Source organism: Mycolicibacterium parafortuitum (assembly GCF_010725485.1).
Classification (GTDB): Bacteria; Actinomycetota; Actinomycetes; order Mycobacteriales; family Mycobacteriaceae; genus Mycobacterium.
The window spans coordinates 2,179,668-2,197,952 of record NZ_AP022598.1; the positions used below are offsets into that span (position 1 = coordinate 2,179,668).

Genomic DNA, 18,285 nt, shown 5'->3' on the forward strand with positions numbered 1-18,285 from the left:
GCTTGGTTGCTACTCTGGACGGGTGGACAAGGCGCTTCCCAGTCGCCGCGACGAGCTGCTGCAGCTCGCCGCGACGATGTTCGCCGAGCGCGGCCTGCGCGCGACGACCGTGCGCGATATCGCGGACTCGGCGGGAATCCTGTCCGGCAGCCTCTATCACCACTTCAAATCCAAAGAGCAGATGGTCGAGGAAGTCCTCAAGGACTTCCTCGACTGGCTGTTCACGCGGTACGACGAGATCGTCGCGTCGACGAGCGACCCGCTGGAGCGCGTCAAGGGGCTCTTCATGGTCTCGTTCGAGGCGATCGAACACCGGCACGCCCAGGTGGTGATCTACCAGGACGAAGCCAAGCGGCTCAACCCCCTGCCGCAGTTCGGATTTCTCGACGATCGCAACCGCGAGCAGCGTCGGATGTGGGTCGACGTGCTCAAGCAGGGGGTGGCCGAGGGAAGCTTCCGGCCCGACCTCGACGTCGACCTCGTCTACCGCTTCATCCGCGACACCACATGGGTTTCGGTCCGCTGGTACCAACCGGGCGGGCCTCTGTCGGCCGAAGAGGTCGGCAGGCAGTACCTCGCCATCGTTCTGGGTGGCATAACGGAAGGATCGAAATATGCCTGAGGCGTACGTCATCGATGCTGTACGCACCGCCGTCGGCAAGCGCAATGGATCGCTTGCCGGTGTGCACCCGGTCGACCTGGGCGCCACGGCCTGGCGCGGGCTGTTCGAGCGCAACGACGTCGACCCGGGCGCCGTCGACGACGTCATCGCCGGCTGCGTCGATGCGATCGGCCCGCAGGCCGGCAACATCGCCCGCCTGTCGTGGCTCGCGGCCGGATTCCCGGAAGAGGTCCCCGGCGTCACGGTCGATCGTCAGTGCGGATCCAGCCAGCAGGCCATCTCGTTCGGTGCGCAGGCGATCATGTCCGGAACCGCTGACCTGATCGTCGCCGGCGGTATGCAGAACATGAGCCAGATCCCGATCAGTTCGGCCATGACGGTCGCCGAACAGTTCGGATTCACCTCTCCGACAAATGAATCCAAGCATTGGCTGCACCGTTACGGTGACCAGGAGATCTCCCAGTTCCGCGGTTCCGAGATGATCGCCGAGAAGTGGAACCTGTCTCGCGAGGAGATGGAGCAGTTCGCGCTGACCAGCCATCAGCGCGCCCAGGCGGCCATCCGGGCCGGCTACTTCGAGAACGAGATCATCCCGGTGGACGGATTCGTCACCGATGAGGGGCCGCGCGACACCTCGCTGGAAAAGATGGCCGGCCTCAAGACCCTGGTCGAGGGCGGCCGCCTGACCGCGGCGATGGCGAGCCAGATCTCCGACGGCGCCAGCGCGGTGCTGCTCGCCTCGGAAAAAGCGGTGCAGGAGCACGGGCTCAAACCCCGTGCCCGCATCCACCACATCAGCGCCCGCGGCGCGGACCCGGTGTTCATGCTCACCGGACCGATCCCTGCGACGCACTACGCACTGGAGAAGACGGGCCTGTCGATCGAGGACATCGACACCGTCGAGATCAACGAGGCGTTCGCCCCGGTCGTGCAGGCGTGGCTGAAAGAGACGAAGGCGGATCCGGAGAAGGTCAACCCCAACGGCGGCGCGATCGCGCTGGGGCACCCACTCGGAGCGACGGGCGCCAAGTTGTTTGCCACGATGCTCAACACGCTGGAGCGCACCGGCGGCCGCTACGGCCTGCAGACGATGTGCGAAGGCGGAGGCACCGCAAACGTCACGATCATCGAGCGACTGTCCTGACGCCAAGCGGACAAGCGCATTTGATCAAAACGGAGTCGTAGACGCCCTAGGTTGGCTAATGTCCATCTGACATCGCACGTTGTCAGATGGAGGGTGTTGTGCCGGTCGAAGAACGTCGGAAGATCAGGTCGCTGAGCTGCGGCATCGCGGCGACGGCCGTCTCGATCGCCCTCGTCGTCGTGCCGGGCCACGGTGTGGCCTTCGCCGATCCCACCGGGTCCGGCTCGGCGACCGCGACGTCGGCGGCGAGCACGTCCGGCGACGACTCGGCCGAGCGCAGCGGACCGAAGAAGCCGCCGTCGCGTAAGTCCGGCGCGGACCCCGACACCACGACGCCATCGGGCGGCGGCTCCGAGCCGCCGCGCGATGACGACGACGTCGCCGCCCCCTCGGACTCGTCATCCGGTGTGGTCGTTGTCGACCCGGACGACACCGAGGCCGATCCCACCGAGGTCGACGGGGCCGATCCCACCGAGGTCGGGGCCGATTCCGCCGAGGTCGAAGCCGAGGTGGAGGCCGACGGGTCCGACGCCGGCAGCCTTGTGCCGGACAGCGTCGTGCCGGAGAACACGGACGCAACCGTCGCCGCACCGGAAACCCGGGCGACGCCGGTGGTTTCGTCGCTCGTCCCGGCAAAGCCGTATCGCGCATACGCCGACGCAGTGACCGCGGCGCCGGCCGCCGTCAGCACCGTCGCGCCGGTCGAAGTCACGACGCCGAGCCCGCCGCAGCCGCTGTCCCCGATCGCGCAACTGCTGGAGCTACCGGGGCGGCTGATCAATGCCGTATTGCAGGCGCTGGGATTCACCGCGTCCGCGAGCCACCCGCCTGTCCCCAACGGTCTCGGACCGATCAACGACCTGATCTTCGGCGCGTTCCGGGAACTGGAGCGGCTGATCGGATTGCACCGTCCGGTGGTGGTGCCCGAGGTGCCCACCCTGACCTACGACGGGCCGACCTCGTCCCTGTCGCCGACGGTCGCCCAGTTCCTCAACGCCTCCGCCGCAGCCTATGTGCTCGGCGGTACCCCGGGCGGTCTTGTCCCGTTCACGGTCAACGGATTTCAGCTGTCGAAGACCAACCTGTTCACCGGTATGGTGGCCAAGACATGGGTCACTCCCGAGGGGCAGGTGATCATCGCCTACCAGGGCACCACCGGCGGGTCGCACCTGTTGTTCAACCCGTTGATCACGATCAGCCAAATACTGGCGGACATCCAGGTGATCTTCACCCGCACGACGCCGCCGGCGTTCTACGACGCCCTGCGCTTCGCCGACCGCGTGCTCGTCGAAGCGGCTCTGCAGGGGTATACCGCGGACAACGTGTTCGTGACGGGTCACTCGCTCGGCGGCTGGGAAGCCCAGTTCGTGGCCCAGCAGCTCGGTCTGGCAGGCATCGGGTTCGAGGCGCCGGGCATCAACACCAGAACCCCTGGCAACGGCGCGGATTCACTGTTCGTCAACATCGGCACCTACGGCAGCACCGCGCCGTACATGGCCACCGATCTACCGGGACTGCAGCCGTTCATGCCGGCCTACGTGCCCGGCGGCGGTTCCAAACCACACTACGGCCCGATCGTGATGATCGGCGATCCCGCCGCGATGACACCGCTGTACAACGCGTCGGCGCTGTGGGGGAAGGGCCTGATCGGCAGCGCGATCTTCATGGTGGACTTCCTGGTCAACTTCTTCCAGTACCACCTGCCCGGAGTGCAGGCCTATCACCTGGACGTCGTTCCCGACCCGGGCATGGTGCTCTTCCTCGGCACCTCACGCGGACCGGTCCACACCGGTTACGGGGAGCTGACGATCCAGCAGCTGCTCAAGACCGCGTCCGACGACGGAATCCTGTTCCGGCCATGACCCTGATCCCTGACCGCCGAAATTGCATTCCAGCAGGCGTCCACTCGAACTCCAACTTCTGGAACGCAATTTCGGCGGGGTTGATCAATGGTCGTGCAGGATGACGCCGCGGATGTTGCGGCCCTCGCGCATGTCCTCGTAGCCCTCGTTGACCTCGGCCAGCTTGTACTCGTGGGTGACGGTCTCGTCGAGCAGCAGCTTGCCCTCGCGGTAGAGCGACAGCAGCCGGGGGATGTCCGCGCGCGGATTGGCCTCGCCGTACAAGCTGCCGAGCAACCGCTTCTGGAACAGCGTGAACATCATCATCCCGAGCGTGGGCTGATTGTCGGCCATCGTGGACAGCGCCGTCATGACGACCGCGCCGCCCTTGCGGATGATGTTGGCGGCATCCTCGAGCATCGCGCCCTCCAGCAGGCCCACCGTGAGGATCGCCGAATCGGCCATCACCCCACGGGTCAGTTCACCCACCAGGGCCGTCGCCTCGGCCATGGACGTGACGAAATGGGTCGCGCCGAGTTGGAATGCCTTCTGCCGCTTCGCCTCCACGGGCTCGATCACGACGATCTTCTCGGCGCCGGCAAGCCGCGCGCCCTGGACCGCGCCGCTGCCGATGCCGCCGAAGCCGATCACCACCACCGTGTCGCCGGGTTGCACGTCGGCGGTGTTGACCGCTGAACCCCAGCCGGTGGTGACACCGCAGCCCAGCAGACAGGCCCGCGACAGCGGGATGTCGTCGTCGATCTTCACGATCGACGCTTCGGGCACGGTCCCGTACTGGGAGAAGGTTCCGACCAGTGCCATCACGCCGACGTCCTGGCCGCGGACGTGCCTGCGGTAGGTGCCGTCGAGCTGCGTGCCCGCCATGATCATCGCGCCGAGGTCGCAGAGATTCTGGTGTCCGGTCGAGCAGAAGCGACAGCGCCCACAGGCGGGCAGGAATGACGCGACGACGTGATCGCCGGGAGCCAGACCGACGACGCCGGCGCCGACCTCGCGCACGATCCCGGCCCCTTCGTGGCCGCCGATCAGTGGCAGCGGCGCGGGCAGATCACCTGTGCGGATGTGCTCGTCGGAATGGCACAGACCGGTGGCCTCCCAGGACACCAGCACCTCGCCGTCGCCCGGCGGATCGAGATCGATCTCCTCGACCGTCCAGTCGCCCCCGTACTCCCACAGAATCGCCGCGTTGGTCTTCATGCGGCGAGTGTAGGAAGGTGCGCGCCCGCGCAAGGCGGAATCGCGCGACGGGCGCCGAGAACGTGCTCAGCAGATGAACCCGGACGCCTTCTGCAGGTGTTCGATCGCCTCGGTGACGATGGCCGGAACCAGTTCGGCGCAGGTCGGCAGGTCGTCGATGATGCCTGCCACCTGGCCCGACGCCAGTACGCCCGCATCGGTGTTGCCCTCGACCAGGCCGGCTTTGAGCAGCATCGGCGTGTTCGCCGCCATGATCACCTGTGACCAGGTCAGGTCCTTGCCGTGCCGCATCGCCATGCCGTCGGTGATCATGGATTTCCACGACATGCCGGACATCTTCTTGAACTTCTGCGCGTTGACGACGGCGGCTGCGAGCCCTCGCACCGGTGAGCCGCCCTCCAGCTTCTCGACCAGCCCGGTCCGCAGCACCCGGTGTGGCATGCCGTCCACCTTCGTCGACACCACGGTGCCGTCCAGCGCCGCCTCCAGATAGCGGTGCTTGACCGCGTCAGGGACGGTGGAGTCCTTGGTGAGCAGGAACCGGGTGCCCATCGCGACGCCGGCGGCGCCGTAGGACAGCGCGGCCGCAAGGCCCCTGCCGTCGAAGAATCCGCCCGCCGCGACCACCGGCATCCCGGTGTCGGCCACGGCGTCGAGCACCGACGGCAGCAACAGCGTGGTCGCGATCGGGCCGGTATGGCCGCCGCCCTCGCCGCCCTGCACGATCACCGCGTCAGCGCCCCAGCCGGCGACCTTTTTGGCGTGCTTGGCCAGCCCGACCGACGGAATGACCACGACGCCGGCGTCTTTGAGCTTGGCGATGAGGTCGGGCTTGGGGGCAAGTGCGAACGACGCGACCTTGACGCCTTCGCGGATCAGAAGGTCGACGCGCTCGTTCGCGTCGCCGGCGTCCGCGCGGATGTTGATGCCGAACGGCTTGTCGGTCGCGGCTTTCACCTTCGCGACGGCGGTGGTGAGTTCCGCGAGCGTCATCGTCGCCGAGGCCAGGATGCCCAGCCCGCCGGCATTGGAGGTCGCGGCGACGAGCCGCGCCCCGGCGACCCACCCCATGCCCGTCTGGACGACAGGATGTTCGATACCGACCAGCTCGGTCAGCGGCGTCTTCAGCGTGCTCATAGCACTTTGCTCTTCGCGCAAGCGCTCATCACTTGACTTCCTTGTCCCGCAGGGACTTCGGGTCGATGACCTCGCGCAGCAGCCGTTGCTCCTCGGCCGACGGCAGGCGGGTGGTCTCCGCCTCGTCGAGGCCGTGCACCTCGAACGAGGTGTTCTCGACGACCTGTTGCGCCTCGACGCCTGGGTGCAGCGAGACCGCGCGCATCTGGTGGTCGGGTCCGTTGAAATCGAAGACGCCGAGGTTGGTCACCACGCGGTAGACGTCGGTGAACCGGTAGGCCGGGTTGTCGGGATCGACTTTGTCCCAGCCGATTCCGGAGACGATGTCCACGGAATCGCCGAACACCCGCTTGGAGTGGTTGCCCACCCAGTAGCTGGTCCGGTGGTTGATCGTGTTGCCGGGTGCGCCGCGGACGCCGAACATCTGCCGGGTCGGATGCTGCAACGGACCGAATGCCGACAGGTTCTGGTTTCCATAGCGATCGATCTGGTTGGCGCCCATCACGACATGCCTGCGACCCCACGCCAGGGTTTCGAACACCCGCCCGAACGGCATCCAGCCCTCGATCGCGGCTGCCGCCCCGATGGCCGGGGTATCCGCGATCAGTCTGGCCTCCCCGTCGGAGAGCACGATGTCGGGCGAGAACGTCAACCGCGCCAACCGGGCGCCGACCGACACGATCGTCGTCATCGGACTGACCATGATCTCACCGGCGTCGCGGAAGAGTTCAGCACAGGCGACGGCGCAGATCTCGGCACGCGTTGTGGTCATCACTTCGACTCCTTCTGTGCCTCTGCGAACTTGCGCACCGCCGCTTGGTAATCGGCTTCGCTGCCCGACAGATAGGTCTTGACGAACTCGGCCCAGGTCTCGTCGGAGCCGGCCGCCTCGGCGTAGTGGCGCTGGAACTTCTCGTCGCGGCGGTAGTCGGGTTCGGCGGTGGTGAAGTGAGCGCCGTTGGGGGCTTCGACGACGGTGTCGACCATCATCCGGTTGACCAACAAAGCTTGGGGTGGAACGGATTTGACCAGTTCCTCGGTCGACACCACCTTTTCCACCGACAGCAGGCGCTTCTGCGCGGACATCAGGAACAGGTCGTCGAAGTACGGATCGATGCCAGTGTACGCGGCATTTCCCTGTGCGTCACCGAGATTCAGGTGCACCAATGCGACGTCGAGGTTCAGCGCGGGCATCGCGACGAGTTCCTCGTAGCCGTCACCAGTGGGGTAGGGAGACTTCACGGTCTTGAGTTCGTCGCCCCAGAACGCGCGCACGTCGCTGCCCAGACCGGCGCGGATCGGCAGGAACGGCAGCCGCTGGGCGGCCGCCTGCAGCCCGCAGCGCAGCATGCCCTCGTCCATCTCCCTGGCCTCGATCGCGCCCGAGGTGCGTGCTTTCGAAAACCACGGGTCGTAGAACGGTGGCGAGTCGAGCGACACGAAACCGTAGTAGGCCCGCTTGACCTTGCCTGCCGAACACAGCAGGCCGAGATCCGGTCCGCCGTAGGCGACGACGGTCAGGTCGGTGACGTCGGTGCGCAGCAGCGCGCGGATGAACGCCATCGGCTTGCGCCGTGAGCCCCAGCCGCCGATCCCGATGGTCATACCGCTTTCGATCGCGGCGACCGCCTCGTCGAGGGTCGTCCTCTTGTCTGTCACTTCTTGGATCCCTTGTCCGTGCCTGCGAATGCGTCGCGGTGCTCGTCAGAGACACCCGCGAGGTTGAGCTCGAACGTAAAGCCCTGCTCCATGCGGTATCTCGCGGTCACCGGTTGGACGTCGATGAAGTTCAGCGCTTCCTTGGCGGCGCGGATCACCCGGGTGTCCTTCGAGGCGATGTCGCGGGCGACGCGCAGTGCGGCCTCGTCGAGGTCGGCGCGCGGCACCACCTCGTGAACCGAGCCGAAGTGGTGCAGCGTCTCGGCGCTCACCGTGGCCGCGGTGAAGAACAGTCGGCGCATCATGTGCTGCGGGACCAGTCGGGAAAGGTGCGTGGCGGCGCCGAGAGCGCCGCGCTCCACCTCGGGCAGGCCGAACTTCGCGTCGTCGGACGCGACGATCACATCAGAGTTGCCGACGAGGCCGATCCCGCCGCCGACGCAGAACCCGTTGACCGCTGCGACGACCGGCACGGCGCATTCATAGACCGCCCGGAAGGCTTCGTAGCAGCCGCGATTGGCGTCGATGAGGGCGGTGAACCCGTCGGTGTTCTGCATCTCCTTGATGTCGACACCGGCGTTGAAGCCACGCCCCTCGGCGCGAAGGATCACCACATGGGTGCTCCGGTCGCGGCCGGCGGCGGTGATGGTGTCGGCGAGTTCGAACCAGCCGCGGGACGGGATGGCGTTGACCGGTGGGTAGTCGACGGTCACCGCGACGATGCCCGGTTCCACGGTCTTTGTGGTGATTGGCATGCAAACTCCTGGGTCGCTACCTAAGCAAGCACTTGCTTGGTACGCTAGCACAGTGACTGACGCCGTCGACAGGGCCGTTTCCGGCCAAAGCGCCATTGCACTCGGCCTCGCCGGACGCGTTGCCCTTGTGACGGGAGGCGTGCGCGGCGTCGGAGCCGGCATCAGCAAGGTCCTCACCGAGCAGGGCGCAACGGTGGTGACGTGTGCCCGACGCCCCGTCGAGGGTTCGCCGTACGAGTTCCGCCCGTGCGACATCCGCGACGACGACGCCGTCAAGGTGCTCATCGACGGGATCGCGGCCGACCACGGCCACCTCGACATCGTGGTCAACAACGCGGGCGGGTCTCCGTATGTGCCCGCGGCCGAAGCCTCCGCGAAGTTCAGCACCAAGATCGTCGAATTGAATCTTCTTGGCGCGCTGTCGGTTTCCGTCCACGCCAACGCCGTGATGCAGAAGCAGGCGGCGGGCGGCTCGATCGTGAACATCACCAGTGTCAGCGGCAGAAGGCCCACCCCCGGCACCGTCGCCTACGGTGCGGCGAAGGCCGGTATGGAGAGTATGACGTCGACCCTCGCCGTCGAATGGGCGCCGAAGGTCCGGGTCAACTCGGTGGTGGTGGGCATGGTGGAGACCGAACAGTCCGAACTGTTCTACGGTGACGCCGAGTCGATCGCCGCGATCTCGAAGAACGTGCCACTGGGCCGCCTCGCCCGGCCCGATGACATCGGCTGGGCCGCAGCATTTCTGGTCTCAGATGTGGCTTCTTACATCAGCGGTGCGTCGCTGGAGGTGCACGGCGGAGGAGAGCCGCCGCACTATCTGTCGACCACCACTGCCGACATCGCCAAGTAACGGCGACTTCCGAACGAAGGAGTTTTAGGGATGGGACTGCTGGACGGCCGCGTGGTCATCGTGACGGGTGCCGGTGGCGGAATCGGGCGCGCGCACGCGCTGGCGTTCGCCGCCGAGGGAGCCCGTGTCGTGGTCAACGACATCGGTGTCGGACTCGACGGTTCGCCCGCCGGCGGCGGTAGTGCCGCGCAGGCGGTGGTCGACGAGATCGTCGCCGCCGGGGGAGAGGCCGTGACCAGTGGCGCCAACGTCGCCGACTGGGCGCAGGCCGAGGGTCTCATCCAGACCGCGGTGGACTCCTTCGGCGGACTCGACGTGCTGGTGAACAACGCAGGCATCGTCCGTGACCGGATGTTCGCCAACACCAGCGAGGACGAGTTCGACGCGGTGATCGCCGTGCACCTCAAGGGGCACTTCGCGACGATGAAGCACGCCGCGGCGTACTGGCGGGCCAAGTCCAAGGCCGGCGAGACCGTCGACGCGCGGATCATCAACACCAGTTCCGGTGCCGGCCTGCAGGGCAGCGTCGGGCAGGCCAACTACAGCGCCGCCAAGGCTGGGATCGCGGCGCTGACGCTGGTGGCCGCGGCAGAGATGGGTCGCTACGGCGTCAGCGTCAACGCGATCGCGCCGTCTGCGCGCACGCGCATGACCGAGACGGTGTTCGCGGACATGATGGCCACCCAGGACCGGGAGTTCGACGCGATGGCGCCCGAGAACATCTCGCCGTTGGTGGTGTGGCTCGGCAGCGTCGAGTCCCGCGATGTCACCGGCAAGATGTTCGAGGTCGAAGGCGGCAAGATCCGGGTCGCCGAAGGATGGGCCCACGGCCCGGAGATCGACAAGGGTGCGCGGTGGGACCCGGCCGAACTGGGGCCCGTCGTCAGTGATCTGCTCGCGAAGGCGCGCACCCCGGTGCCGGTGTACGGCGCCTGATCGGCGCTACGCGCTGAAGATGCGATTGCTCGCCAGCTGGGCGAGATCGCGCAACGTGTTGACGTGACCTGAGGTCCATTCACGCGGGTGGGTGTCCCAGACGCACAGCGTGCCGATCGCATGCTCATGGGTATCGATCAACGGGATACCGAGATAGGCGACGACGGTGCCGTCGGTGACCGCGGGGTTGTCCTTCAGTACCGGGTCGATGCGGGCGTCGGTGATCACCAGCGGCTCCCCTGTGGCGACCGCGTACCGGCACACCGAACGGTCCAGCGAGGTCTGCCGCTCTTCGGGGGAATTCCCGGCGGCCCCGTGCAGCGCGACGAAAAACTGTCGATCGCGATCCACCAACGTCACGGCGGCACCGGGTGTGGCCAGTGCGGTGGCGGCCATATCCGCGATCCGGTCGTAGGCGACTTCCCGTGGCGCGTCGAGCAATCCTGTCGCATGAAGTGCCCGCAAACGCTCGGGATCGGCGACGACAGGATCGGGGGCGTTGGCGTACCCGGGGACGGCGATACCGGCACCGGTGAGGTGGGCGAGCAAATCTCCGGTGTCGCCGTGTCGACGCGTGACGTCGTCCATCAGTCGGGCTGCGACGGCTTGGGCTACATATGCATCGACCGATTGCCCCGCTTTGCCGGCCTGATCTGCCAGCGCGCTGTGGAGCCAGTCGTCGAAACCGGCGAGGGGGATCACACCGAAACCATAACGATTGGACGATGTGCGTGCGGCGGAAAGTCGATTGCGGCGACCGGCAAAGGGCCTCAGCGTCGTGGGCCGCCCGGGTAGGATCGGGGCTCGATTTCAGGTGAAGGATGCCGATGAAGTTTGCGTTCCTGACCGAGGTGTATTTCCCGCACGTCGGTGGCCAGGAGGTGTTCTTCCAAGAGTTGGCCGAGGCGATGGTGCGCCGCGGCCACCAGGTCGACGTTCATTGCATCGGACATGAGCCGGGGTTGCCGACCGACGAGATGCTCAACGGTGTCAGAGTCCATCGGCATACAAACCGGGGTCGCTATATGAAGCCGCGGATCTCCGCCCTGCGGCGGGACTGGTCGGACATCGTCAAGTTCAGTGCCGACGTCCGCCGGATGGCCATCGATGAAGAGCACGACTTCTTCTTGATGAACCAATGGCCGCTGCTGCACATCCCGGCGCTCCCCAAGGAGGTGCGCGCACGCAGCGCCATCCACTGGTGCGAGATCCGGGAGGACCGGCTGTTGCGGGTGCTGCAGGCGCAGCTACCTAAAGTGGTCGGGATGAACTTCGCCGTCAGCGAAGCGGTCGCTGCGGCGATACGCCAACAGTCGCAACGTGATTGCGGTGTGCTTCCCAGCGGGATCGTCGCTTCGCGATACCGGTCGGTGACGCGCCAGGACCGCTCGGGTGTGCTCTACGTCGGGCGGCTGGCGCCGCACAAGAACCTGCCGTTGCTCATCGACGCCTTCGAGATCGCCGCGGGCCGTGGATTCGCCGGCGATCTGGTGATCGCGGGTAACGGCCCCTCGCGGGACGAGATCGACGACTGTGCACGTAGGTCGAAGCTCTCCTCGCGCATCCACGTGCTCGGCTCGGTGGACGAGGACCAAAAGATCGATCTGTTGTCCCGCGCTGCTGTGCTCGGAATGCCCAGCCGTCGCGAGGGTTTCCCTCGGGTGATCGCCGAGGCCATGGCCAGTGGACTGCCCGTGGTGACCGCCGACTTCGCGGAGAACGGTGCCCGCGATGTGGTCCGCCAGTACGGATGCGGGGTCGTGTGTGGGACCGAGCCGGTCGATTTCGCCGAAGCGCTTCTGGCGGCGGCCGAGAACTGGGAAGGTTTCTCGCAGGCGGGGCTCAACGGTGCGCAATCACTGGATTGGGCTCATGTCGCCGAAACACTGGAAGAGCAGGCGTCCGCAGTCGCGGGACGCATTTAGCAGTCGACGGATGGGGGACAGTCCATGCGGGTGATGGTCACGGGCGGTGCCGGCTTTGTCGGCAAGCAGTTGGTTCGCGCCCTCAAGGAGCGCGCCGATGTGCTGGTCGCGGACCTGCTGCGCTACGGCACCCCAGACTGGCTGCAGGGCGAGTTGGACGGATTCTCCTTCCGGCGGATCGACATCCGGGACGCAGCTGCGACCCGTGCCCTGGTCGAGGACGTCGCCCCGGACGTCATCGTGCACCTCGCGGCGATCCATTACATCCCCGAATGTGACAGCGATCCCGCCAACGCCGTCGCCACCAACGTCACGGGAACGGTCAACCTGCTGGCCGCCTGCGCTCCCGGCACCCGTTTCGTGTTCGCGAGCAGTGGCGCCGTGTACCGGCCCGATGAGGCCGATCACCGCGAGCTGGAGTCCGCCGTGGAGCCGGTCGACATCTACGGGCACACCAAACTCCAGGGCGAGGTCTACCTTCGCATGCTCGCCGAAAGTCGCGGCCTGGCAGGGGTGATCGTGCGGCTGTTCAACGTCATCGGCCCGGGCGAGACCAACCCTCACCTGTTGCCCGCGATCGTTGCCCAGTTACGGGACAACCCGGACAGCATCGCGCTCGGCAACATCTGGCCGAAGCGTGACTACATCGACGTACTCGACGCCGCAAGTGGCTTCGCCGCGGCAGCACTCGGGTCCGCGCCAGAGCCGGGAGGGTACGAGATCGTCAACCTCGGTGGTGGGCAACAGTATTCGGTCAGCGAGATCGTCGACAGGATGCGGTCGGTGCTCGGTTTGGAGTTCGAGGTACGCCAGGACGAACGCCGTATGCGCGCGGTCGATCGCCCCTTCCTCGGCGCCGACATCACCAGGATTCGCGATATCTTCGGCTGGAGTCCCCAACACCAGCTCGACGAGACGCTCCGGCGGATGTGGGATAACCCCGACTTCTTGCCCCAGTTGGAAGGACGACTGACCTAACCGATGGATCTCCTGTTCGACGCCCGCCACATCCGGCAGAGCGGGATCGGGACGTACATCGAGCTGCTGCTCCCTGAACTGGAGCAGACATTCGCGCAGCGCGGTCGGTCGCTGGGCGTACTGGTCGGCGAACACACCGCGCCGACGCTGCGCGAAAGCACCACGGTGGTGGTCGAGCGCGGCGCATCGGCGATGTATTCGCTGGCCGAGCAACGACTCTGGGATCAGGTGCTGCGGTCGGTGAGGCCGCGTAGCTTCTGGGTTCCGCACTACCCGTTCCCGCTGACCGTACTGCGCCCCGTGCACCGGAAGATGTCGTTGTTTGTGACCGTGCACGACACGATGCACGTGGAGGACAAACAGATCAGCGGTATGAGCGCTGTGCGGAAGTACTACGCCCGTGCCATGCTCGAACTCGATGCGCGCCGGAGCCGGATGATCTTCACGCCCTCGCAGGCGACAGTCGACACGCTGAAGGAGGTCGCGCCGACAGCGCGAACCTGTGTCACCCCGATCCCGGTCGCCGAGGACTGGTTCCGCCCGGCCGACCCAGCCCTCGCTCCCGTTGCGGGACGGTACATCCTCTATGTCGGGAACGCGAAGTGGCACAAGAACCTTCCCGTGCTGATAGAAGCCTTCGGGGAGATCCGCGATGACGTCCCGCACAAACTGGTGATCGCCGGCAGCGGGGAGGCGCTGCGCGGCGGGGACCAACGGGTCACGGAGCTGGCCGCACAGATGGGCGAGCGGGTGGTGGTGATGGGCCGTCTCGATTTCGAGGTGTTGCGATCGTTGGTGTCGGGCGCCGACCTGCTCGTGATGCCGTCCCTGCACGAAGGCGCAGGTCTGCCTCCCATCGAGGCGATGGCCTCGCACACGGCGGTGCTGGCCTCGGACATCCCCTCGTTACGCGAAACCTGCGGCCCCGGTGCCGATTACTTCGATCCCAGGGATCGGCATGGACTCGCCAGGCTGCTCCGGACCTACTGCGGAGACGCGGGGGCAACCGCCGCACTCGCTGAACGCGGATGGCAGCATGTCACTGCGCGACAATCGAGCATCGACTTCAGCGCGGCCGCGCGAGCGGTCGCCGACGAGATCGGTTAGCGGACTGCGTCAATCGTCCTTGCGCGACGCGGCGAGCAGAAGTTCTATCGCCGCCGCTTTCGGAGCGAGGTCTTCCCGGAGTACGCCGAAATTCTGCTCGGGATCAGCGAGATCCGTCCCGCCGTCGACGAGTTCGTAGTAGATCAGCGGCCCCGCCCACGCCCACTGGTCGAGTTGCCCGCGTGCCTGGAAGAGCGTCGTCGCTTGATCTTCCTCGGATAGGGCGCGGTCAGAAGACCCGGTAGGTGCCCCGAACTCGGTGATCCAGATCTTTTTTCCGCCGTCGCCGTGGGCGTTCATCACGTCGTGCAGCGCGGGAAGATCGCTGAATCCGCCTAACCTCTGCTGGCTGGGGTCCAGGGGCAGGGCGGGGTAGCTGTACGGATGCGCGGCGACTCCGTCCGAGAGTTGAGCTGTGCCGTTGTCGTAGAGAAGCTCGAGGAACTCCGTCGGAGAAAGGCCGGGATCCGGCGCGTCGGGTTGGGTGGTGAGGCCGCCGATCAACACGGTCGCGTCAGGATCGACGTCACGGATCGCGTCGGCGGCCTGGCGGAACAACTCACCGTACTCGTCGGCGTCCTGCACCGGCGGCCAGAACTTGCCGGTGTTGGGTTCGTTCCATACCTCCCAGCTGTGAACCCCTCTCGGTGCGTAGCGTTGCACGACCATGCGGGTGAACTCGGCATAGTCGGACAACCGGTCCGGCCGCTGGTGGCGGCGGTTCTCCGGCGAACTTTCCGTCGAGGAGCGTGCCCAGTCCGGTGTAAAGGCAATGACGCCAAGCACATTGATACCGTGAGCCTCAGCCTGATCGACCAGCTTGTCGGTGACTGCCCAGTCGTATCGGCCGCGTTCGCTTTCGATGGCTGACCAGTCCAGGTCGATACGGACCCAATCGGCATCCATGGCTTCCATCAGGTCGAACTGCCGACCCAGGATGGTGTCGTCAACTCCTCGGTAATGGAGGACCATGCCGATCTCAGCATGCTTCTGCGGTTCCGGCGCTTGGCACGACGTGGCCGCGAAGCAGATGATGAGCACGAGTGCCAGCCGTCGCCCTATCCGTGTCATCGCAGAATCGCCCGGTGGTCGGTCGTGCGGGTGAAAGGTCGTCCCAGTACGCCCTCGGTCCGGCCCACCAGTAGCGCGAAAGCCTCTCCTGGGCCGAACTTCTCCGGTTTGCGTAGTGGCATCAGCGCTGCGGCAACGAGATTGGCGGCCTTGTACCACAGCGGATAGTGCCACAGCCGCAACACGTACCCGTGCCCGCGTCCGTAGCCGCGCTGCTTACGCCGGCGCTCGTGCGGGGGAAGGTGGGCGAACTCGGTCTGGGCCCGGATCGCGATGTCGGGGACCCAGGTGATCGCGAAGCCGTCGTGCTCGGCCATCCGCAGCAGCAGATCGGGTCCCTCGCCGGACTGCCAGGGCGTATCGGCCCCGGAGCCCAGCGTGGTGTTCCAACCGCCTGCGGCCTCGAATGCGATGCGCTCGAACAGTGTCGCGGGCTCCATCGCACCCCATACATTCCGCCGGGTCAGCGTCGAACCGGGCGGGGGGAGAGGGTTTCTCGGACCTTCGGTGTCCACGAGTTGGGCCGCGACCGCGGTCGTCGGAGCGACGCAGTGCTGCGACAGCCGCGTGAGAGTGTCTGGCTCGATACGGGTTGTGTCGTTGGGAAACCAGAGCCAGTCGACATCATCGCTCAGCGCCGCGGCCGCGGCGTTGCGCCCGTTGGAGATTCCACGGGGACTGACGACGGTCCGGATATCCAGCGAGCCGGAGAAGGACGCGACCAACTCGTCGAGCTCGGGGTTGTCGGCCTCGTCGTGGTGCGCGATCGCCACGGCAGATGGGCGCAGCGTCTGGGCGGCGAGATCGCCGAGCAGTTCGCGCAGTGGTCCCCATCGGCCGACCGTCGTGACGGCGACGCCGATCCTGACGCGATCCTGGTCCGGCGGCCCACCATCGGTCTGGCCCATGCCCGAGAGCCTAGACGACGGTTTGCCGGCGGCCGGTGGGAACCGGCGGCCACGGACGTCAGGCCGGGTCGCAGATCAGGATCGGGATCTTGCGGTCGGTGTAGGTCCGGTAATTGATGAAGTCCGGGTACATCGCGTCGAGCTTGGGCCAGTACTCGTCACGTTCGGCGTCGGTCGCGTCGCGCGCCACAAGCGTCAGCTTCTCGTTCTTGACCTGGAACGTCACGTTCGGGTTGGCCTGGATGTTCAGGTACCACATCGGGTTCGTGGCCCGGCCGCCCTGCGAGGCGACGAGAACGATGCGGTTGCCCTCCCGCAGGAACAGCAGCGGGCTGTCCCGCGGCTCACCGGACTTGCGCCCGATGGTGGTCAGGATGCCCACCGGAGGTGGCGCGCTGAACCGGTTGGAGCCGCCGCGCCACTTGTAGCCGAGCCGGCCACCGGTCGCCTTGTAGGCCCAGGTGTTGAACTTCGACATCCACTTGATGCCGGTGCCGACCGCCTTCGAGTTGAGGCTCTCGACCTGCTTGGGACTCAGTGGCTTGGGCGCTTCGACCATGGCGGGATCCTATCGGCTCAGGAACGGGCGGATCGAGGCGTTGATGTGGTGGATCTGCGCCCGTCCGGACGGATCGTCAGCCGGGATCAGGAACGTCTCGTCGATGCGTGCGCCGACGCTGCGGCCGGCCAGCGAGGGCTTGGTCGACAGCTCGAACCGCGCCCGCACGGTGTCGCCGTCCACGGTGAACTCCGGGGTCGTGACCGACTTGATCACCTTGTACTGCAGCCCGCGGTTGAGGCTGCGGCGCAGGTGCTCTCCCGAGAACCCGGTCTTGAGGCCGACCTCGACGCGGGTGCAGCCCGGTGCGAACGGCACGTCGTCGGCGCGATGGCTGGCCAGTGCGCTGATGTAGCTCTGCGCCGCGGCGATGCGGTCCTGATCCGGTATGGGCACTAGATCCGCTCGATGATGGTGCCGGTTGAAAGCGCGCCACCGGCGCACATCGTGATCAGCGCGGTGCCCTTGCCGGTGCGCTCCAGTTCGTGCAGCGCGGTGGTGATCAGCCGGGCGCCGGTGGAACCCACCGGGTGTCCGAGTGCGATCGCGCCGCCGTTGACGTTGACCTTGTCCATGTCGGCGCCGTGCACCTGCGCCCACGACAGCACGACGGAGGCGAACGCCTCGTTGATCTCGACCAGGTCGATGTCGCCGAGCTTCATCCCGGCCTTCTCCAGCACCTTCGCGGTCGACTGCACCGGCCCGTCGAGGTGGTAGTAGGTCTCGGCGCCGACGTTGGCCTGCGCGACGATGCGGGCGCGCGGCTTCAGTCCCAGCGCCTTGGCCTTGTCCTCGTCCATCCACAGCACCGCGGCCGCCCCATCGGAGATCTGCGATGAGGTGCCCGCGGTGTGGATGGCGCCCTCCATCACGGGCTTCAGCGACGCCAGGCCTTCGGCCGTGGTGTCGCGCAGACCCTGGTCGCGGGTGACCGGTGCCCACTCGTCGGTGGGGCGCTTGTTCTCGTCGAGTACCGGCGCGGAGATCGGCGAGATCTCGCGGTCGAAGCGACCCTCGGCCCACGCCTGCTTGGCCTTGGTCTGTGAGGCCAGCCCGAACGCGTCGAGATCGGCACGGGTGATGCCGCGCCGCTTGGCGATCCGCTCGGCCGCCTCGAACTGGTTCGGCATGTCGATGTCCCACGAGGAGGCGCGGATCAGGCCGCGGTCCGGCCCCGCGTTGGCGCCCAGGCCGACGCGGCTCATCGCCTCGATGCCGCACGCGATGCCGATGTCGATGGCGCCGGTGGCGATCAGGCCGTTCACCAGATGGTTGGCTTGCTGGGCGCTGCCGCACTGGCAGTCGATCGTGGTCGCGCCGACGTGCTCGGGCAGCCCGGCGGTCAGCCAGCCGACCCGGGTGATGTTGTTGGACTGCTCGCCGTACTGGGTGACGCAGCCGCCGATGATCTGCTCCACGTCGCCGGCGTCGATCCCGGCCTTCTCCACGAGCGCCTTCTGCACCGCGCCCAGGAGTTCCGTCGCGTGCAGTCCGGAGAGCCAGCCGTTGCGCTTACCGATGGGGCTGCGGGTGGCTTCGACGATGACAGGGTTACCCATTGCGTCAGGCTAG

Annotated in this window: 19 protein-coding genes; 8 read left to right on the forward strand and 11 right to left on the reverse strand. The window is 66.7% G+C overall.

Going from position 1 to position 18,285, the window contains the following annotated elements; genetic code table 11:
* The first annotated feature begins 22 nt into the window (after positions 1 to 22).
* The 3 genes from kstR2 (at position 23) to NTM_RS10360 (ending at position 3,628) form a co-directional block, all read left to right on the forward strand.
* Positions 23 to 622 carry a TetR family transcriptional regulator KstR2 gene (kstR2, locus tag NTM_RS10350; RefSeq protein ID WP_163766234.1) on the forward strand — a complete coding sequence of 200 codons (600 nt, stop codon included), beginning with the start codon at positions 23 to 25 and terminating at the stop codon, positions 620 to 622.
* Positions 615 to 1,766: a steroid 3-ketoacyl-CoA thiolase FadA6 gene (fadA6, locus tag NTM_RS10355; protein WP_163766235.1), complete on the forward strand. Its 1,152-nt coding sequence runs from the start codon at positions 615 to 617 to the stop codon at positions 1,764 to 1,766. Before kstR2 ends, fadA6 begins: the two co-directional genes overlap by 8 nt.
* An 86-nt stretch (positions 1,767 to 1,852) precedes the next feature.
* Entirely contained in the window at positions 1,853 to 3,628 is a 1,776-nt protein-coding gene (locus NTM_RS10360) for an alpha/beta hydrolase family protein (protein ID WP_163766236.1), read from the forward strand.
* Positions 3,629 to 3,712: 84 nt separating this feature from the next.
* On the opposite strand, the gene NTM_RS10365 is transcribed toward NTM_RS10360, so the two are convergent.
* The 5 genes from NTM_RS10365 to echA20 all read right to left on the reverse strand — a co-directional run bounded on the left by NTM_RS10365 (position 3,713) and on the right by echA20 (position 8,376).
* Complete coding sequence (locus NTM_RS10365) at positions 3,713 to 4,825, reverse strand: NDMA-dependent alcohol dehydrogenase (RefSeq protein WP_163766237.1); 1,113 nt, start codon at positions 4,823 to 4,825, stop codon at positions 3,713 to 3,715.
* Positions 4,826 to 4,891: 66 nt separating this feature from the next.
* Positions 4,892 to 5,962 carry a nitronate monooxygenase gene (locus NTM_RS10370; RefSeq protein ID WP_163766238.1) on the reverse strand — a complete coding sequence of 357 codons (1,071 nt, stop codon included), beginning with the start codon at positions 5,960 to 5,962 and terminating at the stop codon, positions 4,892 to 4,894.
* Positions 5,963 to 5,990: 28 nt separating this feature from the next.
* Positions 5,991 to 6,737: a cholesterol ring-cleaving hydrolase subunit IpdB gene (gene ipdB / locus NTM_RS10375; protein WP_163766239.1), complete on the reverse strand. Its 747-nt coding sequence runs from the start codon at positions 6,735 to 6,737 to the stop codon at positions 5,991 to 5,993.
* On the reverse strand, positions 6,734 to 7,621 hold the full coding sequence (gene ipdA, locus NTM_RS10380; RefSeq protein ID WP_163766240.1) for a cholesterol ring-cleaving hydrolase subunit IpdA: 888 nt from the start codon (positions 7,619 to 7,621) through the stop codon (positions 6,734 to 6,736). Before ipdA ends, ipdB begins: the two co-directional genes overlap by 4 nt.
* A complete protein-coding gene (gene echA20, locus NTM_RS10385; protein WP_163766241.1) occupies positions 7,618 to 8,376 on the reverse strand; it encodes a (7aS)-7a-methyl-1,5-dioxo-2,3,5,6,7,7a-hexahydro-1H-indene-carboxyl-CoA hydrolase in 759 nt (252 codons plus the stop codon). Before echA20 ends, ipdA begins: the two co-directional genes overlap by 4 nt.
* 52 nt (positions 8,377 to 8,428) lie before the next feature.
* Between echA20 and NTM_RS10390 the strand changes: the two genes are divergently transcribed.
* Both NTM_RS10390 and NTM_RS10395 read left to right on the forward strand, forming a co-directional pair.
* Positions 8,429 to 9,229: an SDR family oxidoreductase gene (locus NTM_RS10390; RefSeq protein ID WP_232079681.1), complete on the forward strand. Its 801-nt coding sequence runs from the start codon at positions 8,429 to 8,431 to the stop codon at positions 9,227 to 9,229.
* A gap of 30 nt (positions 9,230 to 9,259) precedes the next feature.
* Complete coding sequence (locus NTM_RS10395) at positions 9,260 to 10,165, forward strand: SDR family oxidoreductase (RefSeq protein WP_163766242.1); 906 nt, start codon at positions 9,260 to 9,262, stop codon at positions 10,163 to 10,165.
* Positions 10,166 to 10,171: 6 nt separating this feature from the next.
* On the opposite strand, the gene NTM_RS10400 is transcribed toward NTM_RS10395, so the two are convergent.
* The gene (locus NTM_RS10400; RefSeq protein ID WP_163766243.1) at positions 10,172 to 10,867 is read right to left on the reverse strand and encodes a GAF domain-containing protein; all 696 of its coding nucleotides are present in this window, start codon (positions 10,865 to 10,867) and stop codon (positions 10,172 to 10,174) included.
* A gap of 125 nt (positions 10,868 to 10,992) precedes the next feature.
* On the opposite strand from NTM_RS10400, the gene NTM_RS10405 reads away from it, so the two are divergent.
* The 3 genes from NTM_RS10405 to NTM_RS10415 are packed head-to-tail and all read left to right on the forward strand — an operon-like array spanning position 10,993 to position 14,175.
* Positions 10,993 to 12,090: a glycosyltransferase family 4 protein gene (locus NTM_RS10405; RefSeq protein ID WP_163766244.1), complete on the forward strand. Its 1,098-nt coding sequence runs from the start codon at positions 10,993 to 10,995 to the stop codon at positions 12,088 to 12,090.
* A 24-nt stretch (positions 12,091 to 12,114) separates the two neighbouring features.
* The gene (locus NTM_RS10410) at positions 12,115 to 13,068 is read left to right on the forward strand and encodes an NAD-dependent epimerase/dehydratase family protein (protein ID WP_163766245.1); all 954 of its coding nucleotides are present in this window, start codon (positions 12,115 to 12,117) and stop codon (positions 13,066 to 13,068) included.
* Between the two features lie 3 nt (positions 13,069 to 13,071).
* A complete protein-coding gene (locus NTM_RS10415) occupies positions 13,072 to 14,175 on the forward strand; it encodes a glycosyltransferase family 4 protein (RefSeq protein ID WP_163766246.1) in 1,104 nt (367 codons plus the stop codon).
* A gap of 9 nt (positions 14,176 to 14,184) precedes the next feature.
* Here the strand turns inward: NTM_RS10415 and NTM_RS10420 are convergent, their stop codons facing one another.
* Genes NTM_RS10420 through NTM_RS10440 form a run of 5 tightly spaced genes read right to left on the reverse strand, consistent with a single transcriptional unit; the run spans position 14,185 to position 18,272 of the window.
* Complete coding sequence (locus tag NTM_RS10420) at positions 14,185 to 15,216, reverse strand: cellulase family glycosylhydrolase (protein WP_232079683.1); 1,032 nt, start codon at positions 15,214 to 15,216, stop codon at positions 14,185 to 14,187.
* 26 nt (positions 15,217 to 15,242) lie between these two features.
* Positions 15,243 to 16,154, reverse strand: a complete 912-nt coding sequence (locus NTM_RS10425) for a glycosyltransferase family 2 protein (protein ID WP_163766248.1) — start codon at positions 16,152 to 16,154, stop codon at positions 15,243 to 15,245.
* A 58-nt stretch (positions 16,155 to 16,212) separates the two neighbouring features.
* Complete coding sequence (locus NTM_RS10430; protein ID WP_104862512.1) at positions 16,213 to 16,713, reverse strand: nitroreductase family deazaflavin-dependent oxidoreductase; 501 nt, start codon at positions 16,711 to 16,713, stop codon at positions 16,213 to 16,215.
* Between the two features lie 9 nt (positions 16,714 to 16,722).
* Positions 16,723 to 17,109, reverse strand: a complete 387-nt coding sequence (locus tag NTM_RS10435) for a DUF8021 domain-containing protein (RefSeq protein WP_104862511.1) — start codon at positions 17,107 to 17,109, stop codon at positions 16,723 to 16,725.
* Positions 17,109 to 18,272, reverse strand: a complete 1,164-nt coding sequence (locus tag NTM_RS10440; RefSeq protein ID WP_104862510.1) for a steroid 3-ketoacyl-CoA thiolase — start codon at positions 18,270 to 18,272, stop codon at positions 17,109 to 17,111. The genes NTM_RS10435 and NTM_RS10440 overlap by 1 nt, the downstream gene beginning before the upstream one ends.
* Positions 18,273 to 18,285 lie beyond the last annotated feature (13 nt).

Excerpts from the sequence above, each read along its gene's own strand:
- fadA6 (WP_163766235.1), top strand. The coding sequence starts at position 615 with ATGCCTGAGGCGTACGTCATCGATGCTGTACGCACCGCCGTCGGCAAG.
- NTM_RS10360 (WP_163766236.1), top strand. The coding sequence starts at position 1,853 with ATGGAGGGTGTTGTGCCGGTCGAAGAACGTCGGAAGATCAGGTCGCTG.
- NTM_RS10365 (WP_163766237.1), bottom strand. The coding sequence starts at position 4,825 with ATGAAGACCAACGCGGCGATTCTGTGGGAGTACGGGGGCGACTGGACG.
- NTM_RS10370 (WP_163766238.1), bottom strand. The coding sequence starts at position 5,962 with ATGAGCACGCTGAAGACGCCGCTGACCGAGCTGGTCGGTATCGAACAT.
- echA20 (WP_163766241.1), bottom strand. The coding sequence starts at position 8,376 with ATGCCAATCACCACAAAGACCGTGGAACCGGGCATCGTCGCGGTGACC.
- NTM_RS10395 (WP_163766242.1), top strand. The coding sequence starts at position 9,260 with ATGGGACTGCTGGACGGCCGCGTGGTCATCGTGACGGGTGCCGGTGGC.
- NTM_RS10405 (WP_163766244.1), top strand. The coding sequence starts at position 10,993 with ATGAAGTTTGCGTTCCTGACCGAGGTGTATTTCCCGCACGTCGGTGGC.
- NTM_RS10410 (WP_163766245.1), top strand. The coding sequence starts at position 12,115 with ATGCGGGTGATGGTCACGGGCGGTGCCGGCTTTGTCGGCAAGCAGTTG.
- NTM_RS10415 (WP_163766246.1), top strand. The coding sequence starts at position 13,072 with ATGGATCTCCTGTTCGACGCCCGCCACATCCGGCAGAGCGGGATCGGG.
- NTM_RS10425 (WP_163766248.1), bottom strand. The coding sequence starts at position 16,154 with ATGGGCCAGACCGATGGTGGGCCGCCGGACCAGGATCGCGTCAGGATC.
- NTM_RS10430 (WP_104862512.1), bottom strand. The coding sequence starts at position 16,713 with ATGGTCGAAGCGCCCAAGCCACTGAGTCCCAAGCAGGTCGAGAGCCTC.
- NTM_RS10440 (WP_104862510.1), bottom strand. The coding sequence starts at position 18,272 with ATGGGTAACCCTGTCATCGTCGAAGCCACCCGCAGCCCCATCGGTAAG.